This window comes from Bacillus sp. 05T31 (genome assembly GCF_056396725.1).
Genome location: NZ_JBFTMA010000150.1, coordinates 1 through 7,884, shown reverse-complemented (window position 1 = coordinate 7,884; position 7,884 = coordinate 1). Strand labels below are relative to the sequence as shown.

Annotated in this window: 4 protein-coding genes; 3 read left to right on the top strand and 1 reads right to left on the bottom strand. The window is 38.3% G+C overall.

Annotation, left to right across the window (positions count from 1 at the left end; genetic code table 11):
* A partial coding sequence (locus tag AC1DJR_RS11790) for a DUF7507 domain-containing protein (protein ID WP_477002674.1) occupies nucleotides 1-6,296 on the top strand: 6,296 nt, incomplete at its 5' end.
* A gap of 47 nt (nucleotides 6,297-6,343) precedes the next feature.
* On the opposite strand, the gene AC1DJR_RS11785 is transcribed toward AC1DJR_RS11790, so the two are convergent.
* The gene (locus tag AC1DJR_RS11785) at nucleotides 6,344-6,901 is read right to left on the bottom strand and encodes a CatB-related O-acetyltransferase (RefSeq protein ID WP_477002673.1); all 558 of its coding nucleotides are present in this window, start codon (nucleotides 6,899-6,901) and stop codon (nucleotides 6,344-6,346) included.
* A gap of 139 nt (nucleotides 6,902-7,040) precedes the next feature.
* On the opposite strand from AC1DJR_RS11785, the gene AC1DJR_RS11780 reads away from it, so the two are divergent.
* Both AC1DJR_RS11780 and AC1DJR_RS11775 read left to right on the top strand, forming a co-directional pair.
* A complete protein-coding gene (locus AC1DJR_RS11780) occupies nucleotides 7,041-7,382 on the top strand; it encodes an ASCH domain-containing protein (protein WP_002128458.1) in 342 nt (113 codons plus the stop codon).
* Nucleotides 7,379-7,774: an NUDIX hydrolase gene (locus AC1DJR_RS11775; RefSeq protein WP_477002672.1), complete on the top strand. Its 396-nt coding sequence runs from the start codon at nucleotides 7,379-7,381 to the stop codon at nucleotides 7,772-7,774. Before AC1DJR_RS11780 ends, AC1DJR_RS11775 begins: the two co-directional genes overlap by 4 nt.
* The last annotated feature ends 110 nt before the right edge of the window (nucleotides 7,775-7,884 follow it).

The following is a 7,884-nucleotide window of genomic DNA, read 5'->3' as shown; positions in this document are numbered from 1 at the left end:
GTGTTACAGTGGGGGGAGTAACGCAGCCGAATGCGAATCCAGCTATTGGAATTAATTTAGGGACGATACCTAATAATGCTCAGAGAATTATTACATTTCAAGTGAGAGTTACATCATTCCCGAATCCGAATCCAATTTCAAATCGTGCCATGGTATCATATCAATTCCGTCCTTTTGTCGGAAGTCCTCCTATCACAAGTACAGCTTCTTCAAATACAGTACAGACGACGGTAAACCGTGCAAATCTAAGTTTGCAAAAATCTGTAGATCTACAGACGGCAACACTTAATGACGTATTAACGTACACAGTGAATGTCACGAACAATGGGAATGTCGCTGCAAACAATGTTGTTTTTGTTGACAGTATACCTATTGGAACAACGTTTGTAACAAATAGTGTTACGGTAAATGGAGTAGCGCGTCCTGGGGCGAATCCAGCGAGTAGTATTAATCTTGGAAGTATTAATGCTTCGCAAACGACTGTAGTGCGTTTTCAAGTTCGAGTGACATCTAATCCTCTTGTAAATCCAATTCCGAACCGTGCAAGTGCAACGTTTAACTTTATTCCGGTTCCTGGTCAACAACCAGTTTCAGGCCAAGCGACAAGTAATACAGTATTTACTACAATAAATATAGCCGATATAAGAACGAGAAAAACAGTAGATAGAGCTTTTGCGACAATTAATGACGTTCTTACGTATACCGTTACAATTGAAAATACAGGAAATGTACTGGCGACAAACGTTATTTTTCAAGATCCAACCCCAATTGGAACGACTTTTATACCAAATAGTGTAACTGTTGATGGAGTTTCGCAACCTGGGGCAAATCCAGCGACTGGGTTTACGGTAGCGAATATATCTCCAGGTGGAAGTAGAACGGTGACTTTTCAAGTACGAGTTACATCTACCCCATCAGGAGGCACGATTGCGAATCGCGGTAATGTAGCTGCTAATTTCGTCGTTATTCCGAATCAACCGCCAGTAACGATTAATAGGCAAACGAATACCGTTGTAACACAAGTTAATACAGGTGGTTTAAATGTAATAAAAGAAGTAAATACAGCTCAAGCGGCAGTAGGTGATACTTTAACATACACGATTGCCGTCCAAAATACAGGTAACGTTCCGTTAACAAATGTATTTTTCCAAGACACTACTTCTTCAGCGGTTTCTTTCGTTGCAAACTCTGTAACAATTAATGGAACACCACAAAGTGGACTAAATCCAAATTCAGGATTTTCTCTTCCGAATATCCCTGCGGCTCAGACAGTTGTAGTTACATTTGAAGTATTAATTGAGCAGGATCCGCCAAATGAAGATATTTTAAATCAAGCAAATGTAACAGCAAGTTTTCAAGTGAATCCGAGCGAACCACCAGTAACAATTAATGTTCCTAGTAACATTGTTAACACAACTGTACAATCGGGGGATTTTGAAGTTGTGAAATCAGTCAATACGGATGTTGCAACGGTAGGGGATGTTTTAGTATATACAATCGAAATCATAAATGCAGGTAGTGTACCAGCGACAAATGTATTTTTCCAAGATTCAATTCCGCAAGGGACATTATTTATTGAAAACAGTGTATTAGTTAATGGTGTTTTACAAGAAGGAGCAGATCCAGAACTTGGATTTCCACTAAATAATTTGCCTACTGGCGCAAGTGTAATTGTTTCGTTTGAAGTATTAATTGATGAAATTCCCCAAGGAAATAATGTCGTAAATAATGCGAATGTAACTGGAGATTTCCTTGTAAATCCAACAGAGCCACCAATTACTGTAACAGTACCAAGTAATACTGTTATGACAGTTGTGAATTCTTCAGGGCTAAATGTAATGAAGAGCGTAAGTGCTAGTGAAGCCGGTGTAGGAGATACGTTAACGTATACAGTTCGTATACAAAATAGTGGAACAGTAGCAGCGACAAATGTATCATTCCTTGATCCGATTCCATCTGGAACAACGTTTGTTGCGAATAGTGTAACAATAAACGGGATATCTCAACCTGGTTTAGATCCGACAACTGGATTTCCGCTTGCTAATATTCCAGTAGGAGGGATGGTAACTGTCACTTTCCAAGTGTTAATCACAAGTGTGCCAGCGAACAGGGTACTTCCGAATAATGCGAATGTCACTGCTGATTTCCAAGTAAGTCCTTTGCAGCCACCAATTACAATTGTAACGATTAGTAATATTGTTGTGACGCGAGTGAATGTAGGATCACTTAATGTAATGAAGAGTGTAAATACACCACAAGCAGGTATAGGAGATACGTTAACGTATACGATTCTTATTCAAAATACAGGAACTGTTCCTGCAACAAATATCATTTTTCAAGATCCAATCCCAACTGGAGCTACATTTGTAGCGAATAGTGTAACGATAAATGGAGTTGTTCAGCAAGGCGCGAATCCTATGACAGGTTTTCCAGTACCAAATATTCCAGTCGGGCAAACCGCTACAATTACGTTTCAAGTTACAGTGACGAGTGTTCCAAGTGGAGGGAATATAAGAAATCAATCGAATGTTACTGCAAGTTTCCTTATAAATCCGGCAGGACCTCCTATAACGACTGTTACGAATAGTAATTTTGTAGTGACACAGGTAAATACGGCACAGTTAAATATACAAAAATCTTCATCTGTACAACAAGCAGCACTTGGAGAGACTTACACGTATTCTGTTGTCATTCGAAATAATGGCACAGTACTAGGGACGAATGTTTCTTTCATTGATCCGATTGCAACAGAAACAACATTTGTCGCAAATAGTGTAGCGATAAATGGAACGCCTCAACCTGGCTTTGACCCAAATGTTGGTTTCCCGCTCCCTAATATCGCAGCTGGAACATCATTGACAGTAACGTTCCAAGTTACGGTAGTTGCACCGTCTACACGTGGAGCAGTAYTAAACACAGCAGCTGCTACAGCCACTTTTTTATTAAATCCTTTACAACCGCCTGTAACAACGACAAATTCAAGTAATACGACAGTAGTTACAATACCGTTACCTCCTCCTGGTGAAGTAACAGCAACAAAAACWGTWRAYGTTGCWRCTGGAGCKGTTGGRGATGTATTAACGTATACCGTGCTAATTTCAAACGTAGGAATTATACCTGTTACAGATGTGTTCTTCCAAGATGTCATACCAGAAGGAACGACATTTGTAGAAGATAGTGTAACGATAGGTGGGGTGCAGCAACTTGGTTTAAATCCAGAAATAGGATTTACAGTTACCCCATTATTAATTAATGGTGGAAGTATTGAGGTAACGTTCCAAGTGACGATTACAKAAATTCCAGATAATGAAGTCATATTAAATGATGCAGATGTTACATTTACTTCACAACCAAATCCTCAGGAACCACCGATTACGGAAACGATATTAACGAATTTAGTCGTTACGACAATTAATATAGCTTCGATTTTTCCATTAAAATTAGTAGATAAAGAAGTAGCCACTGTAGGAGAAATATTAACGTATGATGTATTAATCTTTAATTTCGGCACAGTGGCAGCGACCAATGTTGAATTTATCGATACTACTTCCGCCGGTGTAGCATTTGTACCGGGAAGTGTGAGCATAAACGGGGTGCCGGCACCAGGATTAGATCCGTTCATAGGCTTTACAGTTCCAGATATACCTGTAGGTGATTTTGTACTTGTCACATACCAAGAGATGGTAACGAGCATACCTCAAGGTGGAACAGTAGTTAACTTTGTGGATGTTACGGCTACATTTGCTGTAAGTGAAACAGAGCCGCCTATTATTGAAACAACGACAAGTAACACGACATTAACGAAAATAAATGAATCTGGTTTGAATGTTTTAAAATCAGTAAGTCAGCCGGTTGTTGCAGTAGGAGATACAATCACATATACAACAGTAGTTCAAAATACGGGAACGGTGACAGCGACGAATGTTCAATATAGTGATGTATTACCTTCCTCTATAACATTCATACCGAACAGTGTAACGATAGACGGTGTGTTACAACCTGGATTCAATCCTAATAATGGATTCTCGCTTCCAGATATAAATCCAGGGGAAAGTGTAGAAGTMACWTTCCAAGTAACAGTTGTCAGTGTTCCATCAAAYGGAACGATTGCCAATACGGCAAATGTGACTGGAAGCTTTATATTAGTACCAGGAGAACCACCAGTTATAGTAAACCAACCAAGCAATACAACACTCACAACTGTAAATAGAGGACGATTTAATGTTATAAAACAGGTGAACAGGGCTGCGACTCTCGTTGGCGATGTATTAACGTATACAGTGCAAATAACGAATACGGGAACAGTAACAGCTAACAATGTTCAGTTTATTGATACGATTTCAGCAGGAGCGTCACTTGTCCCAAATAGTGTAACGGTAAATGGAACTCCGCAACCTGGTTTGAATCCGATTACTGGGTTTGGAATTGGCGATATACTTGTTGGCAATACGACTATAGTAACGTTCCAAGCGACAGTGACAAATATTCCATCTTCAGGAACGATAACGAATGTTGCAAATATAACAGGAAGTTTTACTTTAGTACCAGGAGAACCACCAGTTGTAGTAACAGAGCCGAGTAATACGACAATAACAAGGGTAAATAGAGGGCGATTCAATGTTATAAAAACTGTCAACAAACAGGCGACACGATTAGGAGATACGTTAACGTATAGTGTGCAAGTTACAAATACAGGAACGGTAACAGCGACAAATGTGCAATTTATTGACGTTCCATCACCTAGTTTAGAATTCGTTCCAGGGAGTGTACAGATAAATGGGATTCCGCAAGTAGGTTTAGATCCTTTTGTAGGCTTTTCATTACCGGATCTCCCAGTAGGAGCTAGTGTACTCATAACGTTTGAAGTAACTGTAATCTCAATCCCGCCTTCTAATAGCATTATGAATTCGGCGAGTGTAACGGGTAGTTTTGAACTTATTCCAGGAGAACCACCGTTTACAATTACGAGTTCGAGTAATACGACAGTAACTCCAGTAAATAGAGGTAGTTTAGATATGCTAAAAGAAGTAGATCATCCAATTGTTGGAGTAGGAGAAACGGTAACGTATACTGTTCGTATATTAAATACTGGTACGGCTGATGCGATGAATGTTCAATTTATAGACGTGTTATCTCAGGAAGCTGATTTTGTCCCAAATAGTGTAACGATAAATGGAATACCACAGCCGGGGTTAAATCCACAGATTGGATTTACGATACCAGATATCCCAGTCGGTGAAACGGCGATTGTAACATATGAAGCTACAATTACAAGTTTTCCTGATGGTAGTACGGTAGTGAACGTTGCTGGAGCGTTAGCTGAGTATATTTTAGTACCAGGAGAGCCGCCAGTTACAGTAATGGACACGAGTAATACTGTGATTGTAACGGTAAATACTGCAATTTTATTTGTTGCAAAAGGAGCAAACTTTGAAGTAGCGATGGTAGGAGATGTTGTCACTTACGGAATTGCTGTTATAAATGATAGTACAGTTCCTGTGACGAATATTGCTTTAACGGATATCATTGATCCGAATACGTTATTTATAAATGGCACGGTAACAGTAAATGATGTACCTTTTCCATTTGCYAATCCGAATACTGGTATYCCKTTAGGTRATTTTCARCCAAATGATGCAGCRATTATTAATTTCCAAGTTGTAATAACAGGAGGGCAAATAAATAAYTTAGTTACAAATACAGCKACAGCGARTGGGTTTGCAACTGTGAATCCAAATGAACCGCCTGTAGTAGTTGAAGGCGATAGCAATACAGTTGTTATCCCGTTTATTCCTCAGAATGTTTCAACGACTGTTGTAAAAGTGGCAGATCATCAAACAGCAACAATTGGAGATGTTATTACGTTTACGACAGTTATTACAAATACGGGAGATACAGCGATACAAAATATTCGTTTTCAAGATATGTTAGATAGTAGTGTTCAATTTGTTCCTGGAAGTGTAACTGTTGATAATACGCCAGTGCCAAATGTAAGCCCAGTATCAGGGTTTCTTATAGGAAGTTTAAATCCAGGTGAAGCACGGACAGTTTCGTTCCAAGTAACAGTTCAGAGTGCACCAAGTGGTTCAGGAAATTATATTAATCAAGCGAGTATTCGCTTCGAACATCAAGTAGGCACAGTATTGCCACCTGTTACACAAATAATAGATAGTAACATAGTTGTCATTCCATTCGTTCCAACGATAGAACAAATTTGTGAAACAAACTTTAATTGTTTAGACAAAATTCCATTTCACTGTTCTCCGTGTAATCAGTTGCGAATAAATAAAAAATAAACACAAAAAGAGCATCCTGAAAGAATAGGATGCTCTTTTTGTTTAGATCAAGTAGCTTCTTCTTCGGGAGAAGTGAAAAATTCGTTGACTTTGTTGGAGAGTAGAAATGGAATAGCTCCTTTTATAACGGAAATGTCCCAGTCCCACCATGCAAGRTTYTCTAGTTTTTCAATGATTTCTTGCGGGAAACGATATCGAACTAGTTTGGCAGGATTACCAGCGACGATTGYATATGGAGGTACGTCTTTTGTAACAACACTCTTAGCCCCGATAATGGCCCCGTTACCAATTGTAACACCAGATAAAATGCAGGATTGATAACCAATCCATACATCATTGCCGACTACGATATCACCTTTTGAAGAAGGATGACCAGTAATGTGTGCTCCTTCTTCGAAGAGGACATTAAATGGATAAGTTGTTATCCAATCAGCACGATGTTCACCGCCAAGTACGAAAACGACTTCTTCTCCTAATGAACAAAACTTACCTATTTTTAATTTTGTTTCAYCATTCCAAGAAAAAATAATAGGGCCTACTTTACTGTAAGTATAATCACCGATATCATATTTATTATATTCAGGTTTTTGATTTAAATATAACATACCAATTTTAGCATCCTCTCTAAAGAAAGTAATGGATATGGAACATTATATGCAAGGTGAAGTAAGGCGAACTATGTTGTATGAAATAGTAATGTGCAAAAATGTTAGTAGGCAGGATGAATAAAAGGGGGTGAAATGTATGAGATACGAAATGGGATTATATAATAAACCTTTTCAGTCGATTCAATTAGGAAAAAAAGTATATGAAGTACGCTTATACGATAAAAAACGTCAACTTATAAAACAAGACGATGAAATTGTATTTACGAACCTTACGACAGCAGAAACGATGGCTGTAAAAGTAACGGAGATAAAACGATACGAAAGCTTTAAAGCAATGTACGAACAAATTGATAAAAAATTATTTGATTGTGAAGAACTTAGTATAAAAGAAATGTTAGAAAGTACATACGGAATATATACGAAAGAACAAGAAAAAGAATGGGGAACAGTTGCGATTGGTGTTGAGGTAATAAAGTGAGAAGAAATCGCGGTGCAGCTATAATTATACAAGGTGGTAAAATCGCTCTTATRAAACGTGTTCGAGAAGGTGARMTGTATTTTGTTTTTCCAGGCGGGGGAATTGAAGAAGGAGAAACGCCTGAAGAAGCAACGAAGCGAGAGGTTTATGAAGAATTAGGGGTACATATACAAGTGGAGCATCGGATTGCAAAGGTGGAGTATAAAGGTACGGAGTATTATTATAATGCCCATATTATAGGTGGAGTTTTCGGAAGTGGTAAAGGCGAGGAGTTCGAGCTGAAAGATAGAGGGAGTTATATTCCTTTATGGATGCCGGTAAATGAGTTGCCAAATTTAAATGTAAAACCTTATGATGTGGCCAAATGTGTATTTGATTATTATGGAATATAAGGTCTGACAACATACAAAAAAAACCATTGACATAGCCTTCTGATTTAAGTATTGTATTCGAGTATGTTTATAATCAGGAGGTTTATATGAGCAATCAAACTACTACACAT

What these genes read in the sequence shown, in the direction of transcription:
- AC1DJR_RS11780 (WP_002128458.1), top strand. Translation starts at nt 7,041, where the DNA reads ATGAGATACGAAATGGGATTATATAATAAACCTTTTCAGTCGATTCAA.